The sequence below is a fragment of the Nocardiopsis chromatogenes YIM 90109 genome, assembly GCF_000341185.1.
Classification (GTDB): domain Bacteria; phylum Actinomycetota; class Actinomycetes; order Streptosporangiales; family Streptosporangiaceae; genus Nocardiopsis_A; species Nocardiopsis_A chromatogenes.
Map to the genome: position 1 here is coordinate 1 of NZ_ANBH01000123.1, position 19,116 is coordinate 19,116.

Here is a 19,116-nt window from a genome sequence, read left to right on the forward strand (position 1 = left end):
CGCGTCCAGGTCGACCAGGCGCACCCGCCCGGGCGGCGGGGCGCCGGGCGAGGCCCAGGCCACCACCCGCCCGGGCGCGGCGGGGGAGGACACCTCCACGGAGGTCAGACCCGCGTAGATGCCTTCGCCGCTCGCCTTGAGCAGCGCCTCCTTCCGGGCCCAGTAGGTGAAGAAGCCCTCGGCCGCGCGGTCGGCGGGCAGTGCGGCGAGCACCTCCCGCTCCGCGGGGGCGAGCGCCATCTCGGCCAGTGCGGAGGTGTCGCGCCGGGAGGAGACCTCCTCGACGTCGATGCCGACCGGCACCCCCCGCGCCACGGCGAGCGCCACCCGTTCGCCCGAGTGGCTGATGGAGACCTCCAGCCCGGCGGCGGGACCGGCGGGAACGGGCTTGCCGTGCGGTTCGCGGTCGGCGCCGTCGCAGTTGCGGCAGTGCAGGTCGAACTCGACCGCCTCCGGCGGACAGCCCGCCTCGCGCGCCACGGCGAGGCGGGCGAGGGCGTGCGCGACGATGTAGCGGTCGCGGTCGGCCTGTCGGCGGAACCGGGCGTGGCGCTCGCGCTCGCGCGCGTCGAGGAACCGTCCGAGGTCGGGATGGGCCTGGGCGGGCGTGGCCCACCATACGTCGCAGTGCACCCGTGCGTCGCTCACCGTCCCATTGTGGCGGATCAGGGCGCAATGTCGTCCGATCAATTTTCGTGTTCGTTGAATTGCGAAACGAACATCAATGGTGTTTGAATGTGGCCATGGACAGTGCGGAACGGGTGGACCTGGTGGTCGCCCGGCTGAAGGACGCCGGTGAGGTGGGCGTCGCCGAACTGGCGGAGGCCAGCGGCCACTCGGAGATGACGATCCGCCGCGACCTGGACCGGCTGGAGTCGCAGGGCGTCCTGCGCCGGGTGCGCGGCGGGGCGGTCAGCCTCGTCCCGCGCGGGCAGGAGCCGCCCTATGTGCTGCGCGAGCGCCAGGCGGTGGAGGCGAAGCGGCGCATCGCCGCCCGGGTGGCCGCCCTGGTGCCGACGGGGGCGGCCGTGGCCCTCGACAGCGGGACGACGGCGCTGGAGGTGGCCCGCGAACTCGCGGGGCGCCCGGTCACCGTCATGCCGCTGTCGCTGCAGGGGGCCGACGTGCTGGCGCGGTCGGCGGAGACGACGGTCCTGGCCGCCGGGGGCGAGGTGCGCCCGGGGGAGCTGAACCTGCATGGGCCCCTGGCCGAGGCGTCGCTGGCGGCGGTGCGCTTCGACGCGGCGGTGCTGGGGTGCTGCGGTGTTTCGGCGGGGGACGGCGTCACGGCGCACGACCTGCAGGACGTGGCGGTCAAGCGGGCGATGATGCGCTCCTCGCAGCGGACCATCGCGGCGGCGGACTCGACGAAGATCGGGCTGGTGACGATGGGGCACGTGTGCCCGGTGGGGGAGATCGACACGCTGGTGACCGACGCCGACGCCCCGGAGGACGCGGTGGCCGAGATCCGCGCGGCGGGCGTCGACGTGGTCACGGTGTAGGGCCAAGGGCCGCCGGAAGGGCCGGGGCGGCGATGGGCGGTGCGGTTGCCTCCCCTGTCGCCGGTCGGCCTCCGGATCACGTGCGGCCCAGGGGGACCGGCGGCTGCGGCGCGGCAGGTGCCCCGCCCAGGGCCTCCGGCCGGGCGGCGGGTCGGCGGCGTGTGCGGCAGGGGCGGCGACGAGGAACGGATCGTCGACCCTGGAGGCAGTGCCCTCGGCCGCCCTTGGTCCCCTGTACCGCCCCGGCGGCCGCCATCAGCGCGGGCGCCCACCAGTCCATCCGGCCGCGCCGCCCGTCCGGACCGCGAGGAACCCCGGAGGACGGCGGGCAGAGCCGGGGAACCACCCCCGCCTCCGCCGCCGGTCACGGTGCCCCCGCACGCCGGACGCCCGACGACGCCGCCGCAAGGGCCGCGGACCCCCTCCTCGGCCCCCTCTCCCTCGCCGCCTACCACCGTGGACTCCACCAGCCCGGCGCCCTGCCGGGGCCGCGGGCGGGGTGCCGGCCGTTCCGCCGTGCCCCGCCGCCCCCTCCCACCCCGATGACGTCGCAGGACCTCCCGCGACCGTGATGACCGAGATAGGAGAGACCGTGCCCGAGACCGGTGTCGACAGTGCAGCGGCCGCTTCCGGAGGCGCGGTGCCGTCTCCACGGACGCGCGCGACCCCCGACCGACGCCTGCGGCGGGCCCGTGGCGCCGTCGTGGTGTACTTCTTCGTCGCCGGGGTGATCCTGGCGACCTGGGCCTCGCGGGTGCCCGACATCAAGGCCCAGGTCGGCGTCGACGACGGCGCCCTGAGCGTGGGCCTGCTGGGGCTGGCCGTCGGAGCGCTCGCCGCCATGCAGGTCGCCGGGCGCGCCACCGACCGCTTCGGCAGCGCGGCCGCCACACTGCCCGCCGCCGTCTTCGGCTCCCTCGCCCTCGCCGCCCCCGCGCACGCCCACTCCCTGCCCGCGCTGTTCGCCGCCCTGTTCGCCCTCGGCGCCGGGCACGGCCTGATCGACGTCCCCATGAACGTGCACGCCGCCCGGGTCGAGCGCGCCTACGGTCGTCCCATCATGGCCTCATTCCATGCGGCCTTCTCCATCGGCGGCTTCGTCGGTGCCGGGAGCGGCGCGCTCAGCGCGCACATCGGCATGAGCGCCACCGCCGCCTTCTGGACCGTGGCGCTGGCCTGCACGGCCGCCTCCTTCGCCGCCCGTCCGATGCTGCTCCCCGGCCGCGACAGCGGGCCCGTGGACGCGGACGGCCGGCCCCACCGGAACGGGAAGGACGCGTCCGCGGGCGGCGCCGGGTCGGCCGGACCCGCCCGCCCCCGGCCCCGGATCGCCCCGGTGGTGCTCCTGTTCGGCGTCGTCGCCTTCGCCTCCTTCGTCGCCGAAGGGGCGGCCACCGACTGGACCAGCGTCTACCTGCACGACACCGCCGGGGCCTCCGACGCCGTCGCCGCCGCCGGGTTCGCCGTCTTCTCCGCCGCCATGGCCGCCGGACGCCTCGTCGGCGACCGCCTGGCCGCCCGCTTCGGCCCGGTGGCGCTGGTGCGGTCCTGCGGCCTGACCGCCGCCGGAGGCCTCGGCCTCGCCCTGGCCGTCCCCGTCCCGCCGGTCGCCCTGGCCGGGTTCGCCCTGATGGGGGCCGGGCTGTCCTGCGTGGTCCCGCAGGCGTTCTCGGCCGCGACCTCCTACGACCCCGCCCGCGCCGGGCGCAACCTCGGCATGGTCGCCGCCGCCGGGTACGTCGGCCTGCTCAGCGGGCCCGTCGCCATCGGCGCCATCGCCCACCTGACCGACCTGCGCGCCGCCCTGGCCGTGCCCGCGCTGCTCGCCCTGGCCGCGGTCGCCGCCGCCGGCGCCCTGCGCCCCCGCCGCCCCGTCCCGGCGGCCGGATCCGACCCGGCGGCGGGACCCGGCCAGGTGTAACCCGGAGGCGCAGCGGGAATCCGTCAGGTGACCGTCCGGCCCGGGCGCCCGCAGCCCCCGCGGGCCGAAGGCCGGACCAGCGCGCAAGGAGGCCACCGTGTCCCTCTCGGCCCTCTTCGGTCTCGGGTCCCTCGCCGTCCTGGCCGTGCTGACGCTCCTCTTCCTCGCCGCCCTGTTCGCCGCGGACGGCGCGGGCGAGACCACCGCGGACGAGGACGAGGAGTCCGTCGACGACGCCCTGCACACGCACGGCGTGCACGGCTGCTGATCCGGGCGCCGTTATCCTCGGGGCCGCGGCCGCAGGGCGCGGCCCGGGGAGCGGAGCACTGAGATGACCGACGACGGCAGGACCACGTTCGCGGCGGCACGCCGCGAACGGATCATGGAGCTGGTGCGCGCCAACGGCAGCATGGCCCTGCGCGACATCGCCACCCAGGTGCGCGCCTCGGAGGTCACGGTGCGCCGGGACGTGCGCGCCCTGGAGGCCGAGGGGCTGATCGACCGCCGCCGGGGCGGCGCCGCACTGCCCGGCCAGCTCGGCCACGACCAGAACTACGCCCAGATGACCGGGCACAACGCCCCGCAGAAGCGCGCCATCGCCGCCGCGGCGGCCCGGCTCGTCGACGACGACGACGCGATCGCCCTCGGCCCGGGCACCACCGCCGAGGCGCTCGCCCGCGAACTGGTCGGGCGGCGCAACCTGACCGTGGTGACGACCTCCCTCCCGGCCGCCGAGGTGCTGTCCGGGGCGCCGGGCGTGGAGGTGGTCATGCCCGGCGGCACCCTGCGCTCGTCCATCCGGGCCCTGGTGGGCACCGCCACCGAGCAGGCCCTGGCGGGGCTGCGGGTGCGGCGCGCCTTCGTCACCGGCAACGGGGTCACCGCCGACCGGGGGCTGAGCACGCCCAACCCGGCGGTGGCCGCCACCGACCGGGCGCTGGTCGCCGCCGCGCAGGAGGCGATCGTGCTCGCCGACAGCAGCAAGGTCGGCACCGACACCATGGTGCAGACGGTTCCGCCCGAGCAGATCGCCCACCTGGTCACCGACAACCGGGCCGACCCCGAGGTGCTGATGACCCTGGAGGACACGGGGACCCTGGTGCACGTGGCGGTCCTCGACACCGACCGGGGCGAGTGAGGCCCGGACCCGTCCGCGTGGCGGCCGACGGCCCCGGTCGGTAAGAATGTGGGGCCGACGGGGGCGGTGTCCGGTCCCCGCGCCCCCGAGAGGCCAGGAGGGCCGATCCATGCCGACCCCCGCACCCCTGCCCGAGCCGTGGGCCGCGTCCAAGGTGACCGTCGTCGTCCCCACCTACAACGAGGCCGACAACCTGCCGGTGCTCGTGGGGGCGCTGCTCGGACTCGACCTTCCGGGGCTGCGGGTGCTGGTCGTCGACGACGGCTCGCCCGACGGCACGGGCGAGGTGGCCGACAAGCTCGCCGCCGACGCCGGGGGCCGGGTCGGGGTGCTGCACCGGACCGCCAAGGACGGCCTCGGGCGCGCCTACATGGCGGGGATGGCCCGCGCCCTGGAGGAGGGCGCCGAGTACGTGGTGCAGATGGACGCCGACCTGAGCCACCCGCCGCGGTACGTGCCCCAGCTGCTGGGCACCGCGCTGGCGACGGGGGCGGGCGTGGTGATCGGCAGCCGGTACGTGGCCGGGGGGAGCCTGTCGGAGGAGTGGAACCTGCGCCGCCGGGTGCTGAGCGGGTGGGCGAACGCCTACGTGAAGGCGATCCTGGCGCTGCCGGTGCGGGACGTGACGGCGGGGTTCAAGATCTGGACCGCCGAGGCCCTGCGCGCGCTGGACCTGGAGACCATCGGCAGCGCGGGGTACAGCTTCCAGGTGGAGATGCACTTCCGGGCCTACCGGAGGGGGCAGAAGATGCTGGAGATCCCGATCCACTTCGAGGACCGCCAGGAGGGCGCCAGCAAGATGGACCTGGCGGTCCAGGTGGAGTCGGCCCTGCGCCCGTTCCGCCTGCGCCGCGACGAACGGGGCCACCGCCGCTCCCGTCCCTGAGCACCCGCCGGGCCGCCGCGACGGGACGCAGGTCCGCGGCCGCGAGGGGGCGCAGGTCCGCGGGAGGGGCGGCCCCTGCGCCTACCGGCGGCTCTGTGCGCGCAGCACCGTGTCGCGGATCAGCCAGGCCAGCCGTTCCGCCTGGTCCCGTGTGCGCGGGACGGTGTCCTCGACGGCTCCCCGGCGGACCGGGCCCACCGCGAACAAGCGGTGCTCCGCCCGCCCCTCCGGGCCGAGCAGGGCGCCGCGCGGGCAGGTGGCCAGCCCCTCCGCCGGGTCGCGCCCGGTCGCCACGGGCGGTGTGCGCACGCGCGGGTCGCCCGTGGCCACCACCAGGGCCCCCGCCGCGACCGGGGCGGCTCCGCCCGTCTCGACGCTGACCCGGTCGGCATCGGCGCGGGCGCCCGCCACCCGGGCGGGGCGCACCTCCAGCGACGCGTACGGGGCCGCCCACGCCGCCGTCGCCGTCAGCGTGTCCTCCAGGTAGTCCCCGTAGACGCGGCGCGGAAGGAACGTGGCAGGGGTGCACCGCAGCCCGCTCAGCCGGGCCCACTCCAGCAGGTGGGCGGGGCGGTCGGGGAACGCCGACAGCAGGCGCGCGGGCACCGGGAGCCGGTCGGAGGTGTGCAGGTCCGACCCGCGCCCGCAGCGGCCCTCGTCGTCGAGGACGACCACCCGGTATTCCAGGCGCAGCCAGGTGGTGGCGCGCAGGAGGGCGATGGCGGCCAGCGCGGTGCTCGGGCCGCCTCCGGCGAAGGCGACCAGCGGTTCCGCACCGCCGCCGGGCGCCGCGGATCCGTCCATGCCCGGGAGTCTAGACCTCCGCACCGGTCCGGCGAACCCCCGCGCGCCGGACACCGCCGAGTACGCGCGGGCAGGCGGCGCCGGGACGGGATCCCCGGGGCGTGCCCGGGGCGCGCAGGTGGCCCTTTGCCGATGGCCGTGCCCCGTCGCCGACGGTCGGGGCCCGTCCTCGCGGGGGCGCCGCACCGGGGGCGGCGCCCACCGGGGCGCGCACCGTGTACGGCCACGGCCGGTCGGCGGTCAGTAGACGGGCCGGAACCCTCCGATGAGGGTGATCCGGTTCCCGTCGGGGTCGGTGACCGCCGACAGGCGCACCCCCTTGTTCACCTCCTGGATCTCCTCGGGCGCCAGGCCGCGCTCGCCGAGGGCCGCCACGTGGGCGGGCAGATCGTCGACCGCCATGTTCAGCAGCGCCGTGCCCGCCCGCTCCGGGTCCACCCACACCTGGACCCACCCGGTGTCGGCGGCCCGCCACTCGGCGAGCGATTCCATGGGGCGGTTGTCGGGCGCCCGCCCGAAGAGCCGCTCGTACCAGGGGAGCGCGGCGCCGAGGTCCGCGACCGGGGCGACGGCGAGTACATGCTGGATGGCCATGGCTGGTCCTTCCGTCCGGGGAGGCGGTCCGTGCTGCCTCACATGGATGAGACCGTTCCCGCGGCTGGAAGTCATCGCTCCTCCCGGATCGCGGGAGCCCTCCCGGTCCTGTCCGTGATCGGGCGGAGGCGGGCGTGCCGCGGGCAGGGGAGGACGCACGGAGGCGGGGACGGGCACCGCGTCCGATCGGCCCGTCCGGTCACCCGGGCGGCCGTGGCCCGTCCGCGTTCTCCCCGCCGTCCTCGCCGTCGCCCGGCACCGGCTCGCGCAGCTCCATCGGAGGGCCGCTCACACCGCAGAACAGGCCCTTGTGCTGCTCCACATGCCGCGGCCGCTCACGCAGCAGGACGAACGCCAGCACGCCCCCGCCCACGCTCACCGCCGCCACGATCAGCATCGCCGCCGCGAATCCGCCCTCGATCCCGGCCGCTCCGCTCACGCCCGCCGCCGCCGGGACCGCCGCCACACCGATCAGCTGCGCCGCCCGCGCCACCGTGTTGTTCACCCCCGACGCCACGCCCGCGTGCCGCTCCGGCGCCGACGACAGGGCCGTCGCGGTCAGCGGCGCCACCGCCGCCGACAGGCCCAGCCCCACCACCAGCACCCCGGGCAGAACGCCGGTCGCATACCCCGCCTCGGGCGTCAGCCGGGACAGCAGCAGCATGCCGACCCCCACCAGCAGCGGGCCCGCCGTCATCTGCGCGCGCGGGCCGATCCGCTCGGCCAGGCGGCCCGACCGCCCCGACAGCAGCAGCATCAGCACCGTGATCGGCAGGGGCGCCGCCCCCGCCNCCCGCCGCCTCCTGCAGGTACAGCACCAGCAGGAACAGCAGCGGCCCCAGCGCCCCGTACATCAGCACCGTCACCAGGTTCGCCGCCGTGAACCGCGCCGACCGGAACACCCCCAGCGGCAGCATCGGCGACGCGCTGCGCGCCTCCACGGCCGCGAACGCCGCCAGCGCCGCCACGCCCACGGCCCCGCTCACCGCCACCGCGACCGGTGGGACCGCCCCCGCCCCGGCCTCGATCAGCGCGTAGGTGATCCCCGCCAGCGCCACCACCGCCAGCAGCGCCCCCGCGTAGTCCATCCGGGCGGGCGCCCCCGCGTCCCGCGACTCGGGCAGGTGGCGGCGGGCGATCAGCAGCACCGCCGCCGCCAGCGGCAGGTTGATCAGGAAGATCAGCCGCCAGGAGCCGATGTCCACCAGCCAGCCGCCCAGGAACGGCCCGACCGCCGCCGCCACCCCGGTCAGCCCCGACCAGGCGCCGACCGCCTGGGCCCGGTCCTCCTTGCGGAAGCCCGACTGCAGGACCGCCAGGCTCCCCGGGGTGAGCAGCGCGCCGCCCACCCCCTGCAGCACCCGCCCGGCCACCAGCAGCTCCAGCGTCGGCGCGGCCGTGCACAGCGCCGAGGCCAAGGCGAACCAGGCCACGCCGAAGGAGAACATCCGCACCCGGCCGAAGCGGTCCGCCAGCGATCCGCCCAGCAGGATCAGCGCCGACAGGGTGACCATGTAGCCGTTGGCGATCCACTGCAGGCCGGCCACCCCGGTGCCCAGGTCGTCCTGGATGACCGGCAGGGCGACGTTGACCACCGTGGAGTCGAGGAAGGCCATCCCCGACCCGAGCACGGTGGCGGCCAGCGTCCACCGCGCGGCGGGCGTCCCCCATGCGATGCCGCCGTCCCGATCCTGGTCGCTCCCCGTGTCCACGCGCCCCCTCGTCTCCGGCGCGTTCCCGGCGCCGTCGCGGCCGACGGCGGACCCTGCACCGCGCCGGGCGTCACATTACGCGCGCCGGACCGGAGTTACGGGACAGCACGCCGGGGAGGACGAGCGCCGTGCCCGCCGGAGTGCCCGCTCTGCCCGGTCTTGCCGCTCCGTCCGGTCCTCCCGGTCCACCTGGCCCTGCCGGGGGCATGGGCGCGGCGGCAGGGGCGGTGCGGTCCTCCGGACGTAGCGGCCCGGACTCCGGGATCCCGCGGGCACCGGGAGCCCGTCGGGGAGGAGAGAAGCGCGGGGGATACGGACGGCGGGGGCGGGACGGGCCCCGAAAGACCCGTCCCGCCCCCCGCCCGGGTGAGGTGCCCTCGCCTGCGTTACTCGCTCGCGAGCGCCCCCGTGATCGACTGCCCGGCCGCCTTGCGGCCCGGCAGCACCGACGCCAGCAGGCCCGCGGCCACCGCGACACCGATGAACACCGCGATCTGCGCCACCGGCAGGGTGAACACCATGCCCGGCATGGCCGCGACGCCCGCCGCCCAGCCGAACACGACCCCGAGCACGATGCCCACGCCCGCGCCGATCAGGCACAGCACCACGGCCTCGATGCTCAGCATCCGCCGCAGCTGGCCCCGGGCGAGGCCGAGCGCCCGCAGCATCGCCGACTCGCGGGTGCGCTCCAGCACCGACAGCGCCATCGTGTTCGCGATGCCGAACACCGCGATGATGATCGCCAGGCCCAGCATGGCCGCGATGGCCAGGAACGCGATGTTGAGCACGTCGTCGAACTGCGCCTTCATCTCGGCCATCGAGTCCACGCCCACCGTGGGGGCGTCGGCGACCGCCTCGTACACCGCGTCGCGCACCTGCTGGGCCGAGGCGCCGTCGGCGCCGTTCACCAGCATGTCGGAGGTCCCGTCCACGCTCGGGAACGCCTTCTCGAAGTCCCGGGGGGTCAGGGTCGCGCCCCACAGGACCCCGCCGTCCTGCAGGACCGCGGCGATCTCGTAGTCCTTCTCGCCGTCCTCGGTGGCCAGCGCGAGCATGTCGCCGGCCTCGCGGTCGCCCGCGTACCCCTCCGACACGGCCACCTTGCCGGGGCCCACGTCGGCCAGCGAACCGGAGACGGCGTCGTTCTTGAGGTCGTCGCCGAGCGTGCCGCCGATGTAGGTGCTGACGGGCAGGTCGCCCGTGGCCTCGTCGCTCGCGATGTAGGTCTGCCGCTGCTCGATGACGGTGCCGGTCGCGTCGGACTCCTTCAGCGCGTCCACCGACGATTGCGGGATGACCGCATCCGGCTCGTCCATGGGTGCGCTGACCAGGTAGTCGGCCGGGAACTGCTCGGCCAGCATCTCGTCCATCGTGGTCTTGAGCGAGGCATTGACCACCGCGTAGCCGGTGATCAGCGTCGCCCCCACGGTCAGGGCGATCATCGCCGTCGCCGCCCGCTTGGGGCTGCGGCGCGAGTTGTCGGCGGCCAGCATGCTCGCCACCCCGATGCGCCGCATGAGAGGCGAGACGGCCGCGACGACCGCGCGCACCAGCAGCGGCGACAGGACCACGACGCCGACGAAGCAGACCAGGCCGGCCACCGTCGTCAGCACCATGCCGGTGGTGCCCAGGGAACTGGAGTTGGTCGCCACGAACACGATGCCGCCCGAGATGAGGAACAGCACGGCGCCGATCACGATCCGCGTCCAGCCGATGCCCTTCTCCAGGCCCTGGGCGGTGGCGCTGGTGCGCAGCGCCGCCAGCGGCGGCACGCGGGTGGCGCGCCAGGCCGGCAGCAGCGCGGCGCCGAGCGCCATCACGGTGCCCACGGTCATCCCGACGGCGACCGGAAGCGGGCCCACGACCAGCGACTGCGAGGTGTCGGCGCCCAGTGCCTCGCCCCCGAAGGCGAACCCGGCCCAGCCGGCCGCCATGCCCGCGGCGACGCCCACCGCGGAGGCGAGGAGCCCGACCACCAGCGCCTCGGTGAGCACGCTGCGGAACACCTGGCCGCGGGCCGAGCCCACGCACCGCAGCAGCGCCATCTCCCGCTGGCGCTGGGCCACCAGGATGGCGAAGGTGTTGTAGATGACGATCGCGGCCACGAACACCGAGATCAGCGCGAACAGCATCAGGCCGACGGTGAGCACCTGCGTGTCGGCACCCGCGTTCTGCGCGAGCTGCGCGCCGTAGTCGGCGCCGGTCTCCACGTCGGCGTCCGACCCGGCCACGCCCTCCACGGCGCTGACCACGGCGGCGTCGCTGACGCCCTCGGCCGCGGTCGCGTCGATCTCCGAGTACCCCTCGGCCCCGGTCATCTGCCGGGCGGTGTCCTCGTCGAAGGCGACGACCCCGCGGTAGGCCAGCTCGCCGTCGACGCCGAAGTCGACCAGGCCGCTGACGGTGAACTCGTGCCGCTCGCCCTCGGAGTCGAGCACGGTGACGGTGTCGCCGACCCCGTACCCGGTCGCCTCGGCGCTGGTGGTGGCCAGCGCGACCTCGCCGGCCCCCTCCGGAAGGGCGCCCTCCTCGGGCTGGAAGCGGGTGCCCTCTCCCAGGCCCATGCCGACGGTGGGCATGGTCCCCACGGACCGCCCGTCCTTGTCGAGCAGCGGGGCGTCCCCGCGGGTCATGCCGCCGGCCGCGGCCACCTCGGGCAGGTCGCGGACCTGTTCCAGGGTGTCGGCGGGCAGCGAGGGCAGGGGCGCCTCCGGGGCGGCGGGGGCGTCCTCGTCCACCGCCGGGACGGCGACGGCGGCGAAGTCGTCGGCCGACCCCATCATCTTGGTGCTGAAGCCCGCCTTCAGCGTGTCGCTGAACACCAGCGTGCCGGAGACGAACATGACGCCCAGGGCGATCGCCAGGGCGGTGGTGACCAGCCGCGCCTTGTGCATGCGCAGCCCGGCCAGGGTGGTGCGCAGCATCAGGACTCCAGCTTCAGCAGTCGGTCCGAGACGGTCTCGGCGGTGGGCGCGTGCACCTCGTCCACCAGGCGGCCGTCGCGCAGGAAGATCACCCGGTCGGCGTAGGCGGCGGCCACCGGGTCGTGGGTCACCATCACGATGGTCTGGCCCATGTCCCGGGCCGAGTCGCGCAGGAAGGACAGCACCCCGGCGCCCGAGCGCGAGTCGAGGTTGCCGGTGGGCTCGTCGGCGTAGACCACCTCGGGGGCGCCGAGCAGGGCCCGGGCCACCGCCACGCGCTGCTGCTGGCCGCCGGAGAGCTTGGAGGGCAGGTGGTCCAGGCGCTCGCGCAGGCCGACCACGTCGATCAGCCGCTCGAAGCGCTCCCGGTCCACCTTGCGCTTGGCGATCTGCGCCGGGAGCAGGATGTTCTGCTCGGCGGTGAGCATCGGCAGCAGGTTGAACGACTGGAAGATGAAGCCGATGCGGTCCCGGCGCAGCTGGGTGAGCTGCCGGTCGTTGAGGCGGGTGATGTCGGTGCGGCCCAGGTGCACGGTGCCGGAGCTGGCGGTGTCCAGTCCGGCCAGGCAGTGCATCAGGGTGGACTTGCCCGAGCCCGACGGGCCCATGATGGCGGTGAAGTGGCCGCGGGCGAACTCGACGCTGACCCCGTCGAGCGCCCGCACGGCCGAGTCGCCCGCCCCGTACACCTTGGAGAGGCTCCGTGCGATCACCACGGGGGGCGCCTGTGTGCTGTGGTCGGGTGCGGCCACCGCTGCGGTCTGGCTCACGTCTCGTTGCTCCTGCTGTCGAATGCCGTCGATGGGCTGGCGGGCCGGACCGGCCCCTCGGAGGCGGTCCGGAAGAGTGCGGCGTCCGGCGGGTTCGCGGCCGGGATACCGACCCTGGACACGCTAGGGGGCCGGGCGCCCCTCGGACCTCGGCCGCGAAGCCGATATCCGTCATGGCCGAAAGGAGGGGGTGTGGCACGGTTCGGCGCCTTGGGCGGTGTCCCGGTACCGACTTTCGTCGGTACCGCGGGGCCGCCCGGGGGAGTTCGGGGGCGCTCCGGCGCCGCGCGGCCCCGGCGTGCGCTGGGCGCGCGACCGTCACCGACCTTCGTCGCCCCCGCCGGGAACCGCCGCTCACCAGGCAGGACCGGGGCCGCGGGGCCGCCTAGACTCCGGGGTGTGTTCTACGGGGAAGGCGAAGAGGGGCGGCTGCGGGCGGCCTTCGGCAACGGGCCGGTCCGGGTCTGGAAATGGTGGTGGGAGCACCGCCACCGGATCGGCGACTGGTTCGTGGCCGTGTGCGCCTTCCCGTGGACGCTGCTGTTCAACATCGCCCCCACCGGAGGCGTGGTCGCCGGGCCTACCGTCGCGATCGTGGGCATCGCGAGTCTGGCCTACCCGCTGCAGCTCGCCGTGGGGCTCGTGCTCGGGCTGATGGTCCCCGCCGGGGTGTCGGTGCTGCTGGTCATCCGCCGCAGCCGCCCCGAGTGGCTGCTGACCGCGGCGGCCGCCCTGCTGCTGCTCCTGGGCAACCCCGTTCCGGCGATGCTGGCGCTGTACACCTACGCGTCCTGGTTCAACGACCGCCGCAGGCTGGCCACCTGGACCGCGGTGATCGTGGTCGCGGGCGCGGTCGCCTTCGCCCTGTCGAACGCCCCGAAGACCGCCTCCGTCTTCTTCCTCCTCACCGGGATCGCGCTCCCCCTCACCCTGGGGCTGTGGGTGGGCACGCGCCGCCAGCTCATCGGCAACCTGCGCGAGCGGGCCGAGCGGCTGGAGCGCGAGCAGTACCTCATGGCCGACCGGGCCATCAACGCCGAGCGCACCCGCATCGCCCGGGAGATGCACGACGTCGTGGCGCACCGGGTCAGCATGATGGTGCTGCAGGCGGGAGGGCTGGAGGTGAACGCCTCCGACGACCGCACGGCCGAGGTCGCGGGGCTGATCCGCACCACCGGCCGCGAGGCGCTGGGCGAGCTGCGGGAGATCCTCGGGGTGCTGCGCGACTCGGCCGACGGAACGGGCGCGGCTCCCACCGCGCCGCAGCCGGTCCTGGCCGACCTGGGGCGCCTGGTGGGGGAGTGGCGCACCGCCGGGATGGACGTGGAGTTGAGCCGCGGCGGTCGGATGCGCCCGCTGCCCGCCCAGGCGGAGCGCACCGCGTTCCGGGTGGTGCAGGAGGCGCTGACCAACGCCGGGCGGCACGCGCCGGGCGCGCGGGTGCAGGTCAGGGTCGACTACGGGGAAAGCGACCTGGAGGTGGCGGTGGCCAACGAGCCGCCCCCTCCGCGCACGGCCGACACGCCGGAGCCGCCGATGGGGGGAGGCTACGGGCTGGCGGGCCTGCACGAGAGGGTGGTGCTGGCCGACGGCACGCTGACGGCGGGGCCGTACCCGGACGGCGGATGGCAGGTGCGGGCGGTCCTCCCGCTGGGGCAGGGCGACACGCCACCTGGCCAGGAGGGACCTCCGGAAGGGGCGGGGCCCCAGCCGGGCGGGCCGGGTCCGCAGGGAGCGGAGGGGCCGCAGGGTGCGCAGGGTCCGGTCGAACCGGGACCGCCTGGCGGCCGACCGCCGGGCCAGGGCCCTCAGGGCCATGGCGCGGGAGGACCGGGCATGCGGGCGCCGGACGGCCCCGGCCCCTTCGACGGTCGGCCGTCCGGCCAGGGGCCCTGGAACGCATCCGGCCCCGGGCCGTTCGGCCACGGCTGAGGAGGGGGTGTGCTGCTGGTGTGGTGGAGCCTTCCGGCCCAACGCCGTACATCGGGGGGCGTTTCGAGGGGCGGCATGGTCGGGCGGAGACCAGGCGACTCCAGCGGCCATGACGGTGGCGTCCGTCCACGTGGTGTGGCCTACGGCGGTCCTGGCCGCCACGAGGGGCGGCCGGAGGCCGACCGCCGACAGGCAGGGCGCCGGTCAGGGCGCCGACGCGGTGGCAGGACCGCCCCGGGGCCGCGACGATCGCGCTGACCCGGCCGGAGGGAGATCACACCGTTCCAGCGGACGTGGTCGGCGTGATCGGGCTGAGGCATGAGGGGGCGCATGGCCGGTGTGCCGGATCCTCCGCCCTCCGGGGCGCGGCGCAGGCGTCCGCCGCTGCCCCCGCGATGCGCTAGCGTCGCGCGTGGCAGGGGGGAGCGCGCCGGGGCGCGGTGCCCGCGTGTGCAGGTGGTGACGGGGAAGGCGGCCGATGATCCGCACGGTGCTGGTCGACGACGAGCAGCTGGTCCGCTCGGGGCTGAAGATGATCCTGGAGGCGGCCGACGACATCGAGGTCGTCGGCGAGGCCTCGGACGGCGCCGAGGCGGTCAAGGTCGCCCGCGAGTCCGCCCCCGACGTCATGCTGCTGGACATCCGCATGCCCGGGGTGGACGGGCTCACCGCCGCCGCCGAGCTGGCGAACCTGCCCACCCCGCCCCGGGTGGTGCTGTTGACCACCTTCGACCTCGACGAGTACGTGCATCAGGCGCTGCGCGCCGGGGCCGTCGGGTTCCTGCTCAAGGACACCCCGCCGCGCGACCTCATCGGGGCGGTGCGCACCGTGCACGAGGGCAATGCGATGCTCGCGCCCAGCGTGACCAAGCGGATGCTGGAGCGCTTCGCGGCCCCCGCCGCGCCCGCCTCCACCGAGGCCGAGCGGCGCCTGTCGGTGCTCAGCGACCGGGAGAGGCAGGTGCTGGTGGCCATCGCCCGGGGCATGTCCAACGCCGAGGCGGGCAGGGAGCTGGGGATGCGCGAGGCGACGGTCAAGGCCCACGTCAGCCGCATCCTGGCGAAGATGGAGATGACCAACCGGGTGCAGGCGGCCATCCTGGCGCACGACGCCGGGTGGGTCTGACCCGCCGGACCGGGGCGCCCTTCGGTGGCGCTCGGCGTCCCCTGAAGCGGGCTTGGGGCGCGTCCGCTGGAGTGGTGGAACGTCCACCCGGTGCGAACGCCTTGGGCGGACGGCCCCCGGCCGCCCCGGCGCCGGTCAGGGCTTCGAGGGCGGACCGGCGCCGGGGCCGACGGGCTGACCTGGCCGGACGGAGACCACACCACTCCGGCGGACGTGGGCGCGGCATCGATCTCCGTCCGACCGGGGCACGCGGCCGTTACGGTTCCGGGGCGGCCCCGACCGCCTGCGGCCGTCCTCCGACGGCGGTCACGGGCGGCCGTCAGGGCCGCAGAGAGGTCGCCCGCGTCGGCCGGACCCGGCGCCGCGGGCAGGTCCGCTCACACCCCTGCCCCGGCCCCTTCGCTCCGCCGTTCCCTCGGCCGCGCGTGGGCACCTGTCCTCGGGCCGGGGGCGACCGCCTTGGCCAGCGTTGAGACGGCGGCCTCCAATGGGCCCCGCCCGACCATCCTGCGCCACAGGAACGCGCCGATGAGCGAGGCGACGAAGAACACCTCGGACATGTTCTCGTCGATCGCCCCGGCCAGGCCGACGAAGTGGTCGGGGAACCACGCCTGCCAGGCCATGGCCAGCGTGTGCATGGCGTACACGGTGAGCGCCATCGTGCCCGCGGCGGTGAACGGGGCGAGCAGCCGGGGCAGGCGCTCGGCGGCCCACAGGCAGCCGACCAGGGCGCACATGGCCACGCCCACGCCACCGGCGAGCTCCACGCTGGTGGAGGTGTGCGGCATGCTGGTGAGCAGCCACCCGGCGTCGTCGGTGGGGATCGAGCCGACGACCTCCTCGCGCGGGCCGAGCGCGTCGTAGAGGCCGTAGTTGTACCAGGCGTGCCAGGACACGCGGTAGGCGACGGCGGCCAGCAGGGCCCCGCCGAGGGCCAGCCGCAGCCGCACCAGCGGGGAGCCGAGGTCGAGGCGGCCCACCGCGAGCCCGGCCAGCACCGCGCCCAGGTAGGAGAGGGCGGGGTAGTAGCCGTAGACGCCCAGGTCCAGCACCCCCTGGCCGAGGAAGACGTGGGTGGGGTCCCAGGCGTTCCACGCATCGGTGAAGGCGGCCATGGCGCCGTCGGTGTCGTTGGACCGGCACAGCAGGAAGCGGAGCTGCGGCCCGGCGGCCAGGGCGACCGCGGCGGCGGTGGCGGCCCAGCGGGCGGGCAGGCGCAGGAACGGCAGGGCCAGCAGGAAGTACAGGCCGTAGAAGGTGATGATGACCGTCAGGTTGGACTGGCCGGCGGTGATGACCGCGTGCAGGAGCCAGCCGATGGCCAGCAGGGAGGCGCCGCGCACGGCCACCCGGGCGGCGGTGGTGCGGGCGCGCCGCCCCCGGTGCGGACGGGAGCCCCCGGACACCAGCGCCAGGGAGAGCCCGGCCAGGAAGGCGAACAGGATGGTGGAGCGGCCCCAGGCGTAGGTGAAGACGATCGCCGAGATCGGCCGGTCCGGGGCCAGGAACGGGACGCCGAAGTGGATGATGAGCATGCCCGCGACGGCGAGGTAGCGGGCGAGGTCGACACCGGCCAACCGCCCGGAGGGCGGCCGATGGGGAGGCTCCTCGTCGGGCGCCGCCGCATCGGCCGCGGCCGGACCGCCCGGCGGCTCCGGCCCTGGGCCCTGGGCCCGCCCGGGGGCCGGGACGCGGACGGCGCCGTCGGGCACGCCGACGGTCCGGACGGGCCGCCCGTCCGGTACCGGCGGCGAGGAGAGCGAATTCGTCGCAGGCTGAGCGGGGTGAGGCTGCTTCATGGTCCTTGTAGGTGCGGGGTGAGGGAGACGAGTGTGGGGGTGTCTCCCTGAGTGTTCAGTCCTAGCACTCTGCGACCGTCGTTCCCAACCGCTCTGCCGACCGCCCCCCTGGGGGCCTGACCGTCGGATGCGAGGAGGCGGCGCCGACGACGGAGGTCGGCGACTCCTACGGCAGCGCCGTCGGCCGCCCGGCGCGTGGATGGCCACCCTGATCAGCAGCAACGGCACAGCAGGTACCCCGCTCACCGGCCCCGGCGGGGTAACGGAGTCGGCGGAGCGTGAGGAAGAGCAGCGGCGACGATGAAAGGTCGGCGGCCTCTCCGGCAGCACTGTCGGCCGCCCGGCTTGTGCCGTTGGCGCCTTCTTCCTCACACCCCGGCAACCCGCTTGTTTCGTTCCGGGTGTGAGGGAGGCTCTCAAGCCCGGGAAGGGTCACAGACATGCCGACACCGAGGGAGTACCCCGATGGGCTGCGCGAACGCGCCACGAGGATGGCGGTCCGGGCCCGCCGGGACCCGATCACACGCCCCGGAGCGCTCATCCGGGTCGCCGAGCAGCCGGGCGCCGACCCGAGACGCTGCGCGACCGGGCCGCCCGGGCCGAGTTCGAGGCAGGCTTCTACCAGCGGAAAGAGGCTCCCGCTGAGGGCGGGGCATTGCTTCCGAGCCTCCAATGAACCCGAAACAGAACACCCGGCCGGAATGGGGCCGCCCCTGAGTGGGGCGGCCCCGTATTCCTAGGGCGGGCTGGCGCGTGCTCACGCTGAACGCCAGCGGAAGCGGTCATCGGTCGCGGTCGTGGTGCACTGCATCAGCGTGCCGTTCGTGGTGTAGCCGTACTGCCAGTGCTCATCGCAGTACGCCCCGGGGTGGACCCCCTGGACGCGGTCCTGTTCGGATCCGCCGCCGGAGTCCGTGCCGCCGCCCGATCCGGACCCGCCGGAGCCGGGCTGCTCCTCCTCGGTCTCCGGGGCCGGTTCGGGCTCGGGCTCAGGAGGGGGTTCAGGCGCCTCCTCCTCCGTTTCCTGAGCGGTTTCCGGTGCCGTGGGTGCCTCGTCCTCGTCCGTCTCCTCGTCGGCGTCGTCCGGGGAGGGCGAGGGCGTCGCGCTCGGCGACGGTGACGCGGATGGGGAGGCCGAGGCCGACGGTGAGGGCGAGGACGGCGTCTCGACATCGGCCGGTCCCTCATCGAGGAACATCCCGAGCAGGAGGAGCAGGGTGAGCGGGACGGCGACGGCGTTCGTGGTCAGGCCGGCGATGGCGATCCTGCGACCGCTCCGCTCTCCGCGCTGGACCTGTTGGAATCCGCCCCAGGCGAGGAACAGACCGATGAACGGCGTGATCACCAGAGCGCAGCAGCCGATGAAATTGACGATGCCGATGACCAAGCCCGCCACCGCGAATCCGCTCCTCGGTGGCGGGGAGGAGACCTTATAGGCAGGAGGCGGCGGGTAAGGGGGATGTGCCATGTCGACTCCGAGGCTTTTGTGTGCTTCGGAGTCAAATCTACTGATTGATGCGGCAGGGGCGGACCACGTCGTGCGTCCTCATTCGGGGCAGCTCTGGGAAAGGGCGCAGTCCACCTCCTGAAATGGGAGCCGGGCCCGCCGGCTTGCGTGCTCTGCCCGCGCCCCCGTGCACCTTGGCTGGACCGCAGGCACCGGTCACGGGCGGGGCCGGGGGAGCCGCCCCGCTCGTCCCGGTGTCGCCCCTTCCTGTGGTCGCGCACGTGCCGTGCCGTCGTCGGTGCTGCAGAAGGCCGCTGCCCCTTCCTCGCCGCGGTTCGGGACGCTCCGGATGGCCGTGCCTCGTGTTCCCTCAGGTCACGGTCGGGTCGCGAACGGGGAAGGGGGCGTTGACATACCGGCTGGTCGGTTCCATCGTCGGGCCAGGTGCCGGGGCGGCCCGCATCGCCCCGGCACCGGTGGGTCCCATCCCCCTGCCGAGGAGGACCGGAATGTCCGCTGACCCCCCGACCCCCTCCGCCTCTCCCGGGATCGACGTTCCCC

13 protein-coding genes and 2 pseudogenes are annotated in these 19,116 nt (G+C 75.3%); 7 read left to right on the forward strand and 8 right to left on the reverse strand.

From position 1 onward, the window contains the following. Window positions 1-648 (reverse strand): 4'-phosphopantetheinyl transferase family protein (locus tag D476_RS0112535; protein ID WP_017624284.1); only part of this gene is annotated, 648 nt, incomplete at its 3' end. Between the two features lie 95 nt (window positions 649-743). Here D476_RS0112535 and D476_RS0112540 point away from each other — a divergent pair. The 5 genes from D476_RS0112540 to D476_RS0112560 all read left to right on the forward strand — a co-directional run bounded on the left by D476_RS0112540 (window position 744) and on the right by D476_RS0112560 (window position 5,447). Continuing rightward, entirely contained in the window at window positions 744-1,502 is a 759-nt protein-coding gene (locus tag D476_RS0112540; protein WP_017624285.1) for a DeoR/GlpR family DNA-binding transcription regulator, read from the forward strand. Window positions 1,503-2,094: 592 nt separating this feature from the next. Next, a complete protein-coding gene (locus tag D476_RS33105; RefSeq protein ID WP_152529335.1) occupies window positions 2,095-3,423 on the forward strand; it encodes an MFS transporter in 1,329 nt (442 codons plus the stop codon). Window positions 3,424-3,520: 97 nt separating this feature from the next. Continuing rightward, window positions 3,521-3,691 carry a hypothetical protein gene (locus D476_RS38230; RefSeq protein WP_017624287.1) on the forward strand — a complete coding sequence of 57 codons (171 nt, stop codon included), beginning with the start codon at window positions 3,521-3,523 and terminating at the stop codon, window positions 3,689-3,691. Between the two features lie 63 nt (window positions 3,692-3,754). Then, window positions 3,755-4,561 (forward strand): DeoR/GlpR family DNA-binding transcription regulator, encoded by an 807-nt coding sequence (locus D476_RS0112555; protein ID WP_017624288.1) that lies wholly within the window; start codon window positions 3,755-3,757, stop codon window positions 4,559-4,561. A 109-nt stretch (window positions 4,562-4,670) separates the two neighbouring features. Next, a complete protein-coding gene (locus tag D476_RS0112560; RefSeq protein WP_017624289.1) occupies window positions 4,671-5,447 on the forward strand; it encodes a polyprenol monophosphomannose synthase in 777 nt (258 codons plus the stop codon). An 81-nt stretch (window positions 5,448-5,528) separates the two neighbouring features. Here the strand turns inward: D476_RS0112560 and D476_RS0112565 are convergent, their stop codons facing one another. From D476_RS0112565 to D476_RS0112595, 5 genes and pseudogenes are all read right to left on the reverse strand, one after another. Next, window positions 5,529-6,251 (reverse strand): FAD/NAD(P)-binding protein, encoded by a 723-nt coding sequence (locus tag D476_RS0112565; protein ID WP_017624290.1) that lies wholly within the window; start codon window positions 6,249-6,251, stop codon window positions 5,529-5,531. A gap of 240 nt (window positions 6,252-6,491) precedes the next feature. Beyond that, the gene (locus D476_RS0112570; protein ID WP_017624291.1) at window positions 6,492-6,845 is read right to left on the reverse strand and encodes a VOC family protein; all 354 of its coding nucleotides are present in this window, start codon (window positions 6,843-6,845) and stop codon (window positions 6,492-6,494) included. Between the two features lie 199 nt (window positions 6,846-7,044). Further along, window positions 7,045-8,461: pseudogene (locus D476_RS35635) on the reverse strand (MFS transporter). 482 nt (window positions 8,462-8,943) lie between these two features. After that, on the reverse strand, window positions 8,944-11,481 hold the full coding sequence (locus tag D476_RS0112590; protein WP_017624295.1) for an ABC transporter permease: 2,538 nt from the start codon (window positions 11,479-11,481) through the stop codon (window positions 8,944-8,946). Further along, window positions 11,481-12,251, reverse strand: a complete 771-nt coding sequence (locus tag D476_RS0112595) for an ABC transporter ATP-binding protein (protein WP_017624296.1) — start codon at window positions 12,249-12,251, stop codon at window positions 11,481-11,483. Before D476_RS0112595 ends, D476_RS0112590 begins: the two co-directional genes overlap by 1 nt. 399 nt (window positions 12,252-12,650) lie before the next feature. On the opposite strand from D476_RS0112595, the pseudogene D476_RS39740 reads away from it, so the two are divergent. Together D476_RS39740 and D476_RS0112605 are read left to right on the forward strand one after the other, a co-directional pair. Further along, window positions 12,651-13,913 (forward strand): annotated as a pseudogene (locus tag D476_RS39740) (sensor histidine kinase); the annotation flags it as partial. A 748-nt stretch (window positions 13,914-14,661) separates the two neighbouring features. Next, entirely contained in the window at window positions 14,662-15,309 is a 648-nt protein-coding gene (locus tag D476_RS0112605; RefSeq protein ID WP_017624298.1) for a response regulator, read from the forward strand. Window positions 15,310-15,686: 377 nt separating this feature from the next. Here D476_RS0112605 and D476_RS0112610 read toward each other — a convergent pair whose 3' ends face one another. Beyond that, complete coding sequence (locus tag D476_RS0112610; protein ID WP_083939501.1) at window positions 15,687-17,108, reverse strand: heparan-alpha-glucosaminide N-acetyltransferase domain-containing protein; 1,422 nt, start codon at window positions 17,106-17,108, stop codon at window positions 15,687-15,689. A 757-nt stretch (window positions 17,109-17,865) separates the two neighbouring features. Then, entirely contained in the window at window positions 17,866-18,504 is a 639-nt protein-coding gene (locus tag D476_RS38995) for a hypothetical protein (protein ID WP_026123453.1), read from the reverse strand. Window positions 18,505-19,116 lie beyond the last annotated feature (612 nt).

Bases quoted from the DNA above. Each gene is read 5' to 3' on its own strand.
- D476_RS0112560 (WP_017624289.1), top strand. From the start codon at position 4,671: ATGCCGACCCCCGCACCCCTGCCCGAGCCGTGGGCCGCGTCCAAGGTG.
- D476_RS0112605 (WP_017624298.1), top strand. From the start codon at position 14,662: ATGATCCGCACGGTGCTGGTCGACGACGAGCAGCTGGTCCGCTCGGGG.
- D476_RS0112540 (WP_017624285.1), top strand. From the start codon at position 744: ATGGACAGTGCGGAACGGGTGGACCTGGTGGTCGCCCGGCTGAAGGAC.
- D476_RS0112590 (WP_017624295.1), bottom strand. From the start codon at position 11,481: ATGCTGCGCACCACCCTGGCCGGGCTGCGCATGCACAAGGCGCGGCTG.
- D476_RS0112555 (WP_017624288.1), top strand. From the start codon at position 3,755: ATGACCGACGACGGCAGGACCACGTTCGCGGCGGCACGCCGCGAACGG.
- D476_RS0112610 (WP_083939501.1), bottom strand. From the start codon at position 17,108: ATGAAGCAGCCTCACCCCGCTCAGCCTGCGACGAATTCGCTCTCCTCG.
- D476_RS0112570 (WP_017624291.1), bottom strand. From the start codon at position 6,845: ATGGCCATCCAGCATGTACTCGCCGTCGCCCCGGTCGCGGACCTCGGC.
- D476_RS0112565 (WP_017624290.1), bottom strand. From the start codon at position 6,251: ATGGACGGATCCGCGGCGCCCGGCGGCGGTGCGGAACCGCTGGTCGCC.